The sequence below is a fragment of the Pseudomonas sp. SIMBA_041 genome (genome assembly GCF_046535095.1).
Classification (GTDB): Bacteria; Pseudomonadota; Gammaproteobacteria; order Pseudomonadales; family Pseudomonadaceae; genus Aquipseudomonas; species Aquipseudomonas mucoides.
This window is the reverse complement of sequence record NZ_JAWRXJ010000205.1, coordinates 1-279: the sequence shown is the minus strand read 5'-3', so window position 1 is coordinate 279 and position 279 is coordinate 1. Positions and strand designations below refer to the sequence as shown.

1 protein-coding gene is annotated in these 279 nt (G+C 36.9%); it reads right to left on the bottom strand.

Annotated elements, in window-relative coordinates; all coding sequences use genetic code 11:
- Nucleotides 1–279, bottom strand: a 279-nt coding sequence (locus tag SB725_RS30865; protein ID WP_410923178.1) for a hypothetical protein, incomplete at both ends; no start/stop codon positions are given.

The window sequence follows — 279 nt, the reverse complement described above, 5'->3', positions numbered from 1 at the left end:
AAGGGTTTTGCATATTAACATTAAAACCACTCAAACTAGAATTAAATTCACTTTCTCTGATTGTCTCACCTTTGTATTTGGATCCGTTATAAGAAAAGCCTCCCCAACCTTGGTATACTAAGCCAGTGGTAATATTATAATGCGTATTGTTTGCCCTATATGCAAAGTGGTCAGCTTTATGTCCTGTACTTGCCGGAACAAATATATATGTTCCATTCGGCTGCCCCACTTGAAGCCCGTTTGGTTCAAAGTTTGAATTATAAATATCAGGATTAATGG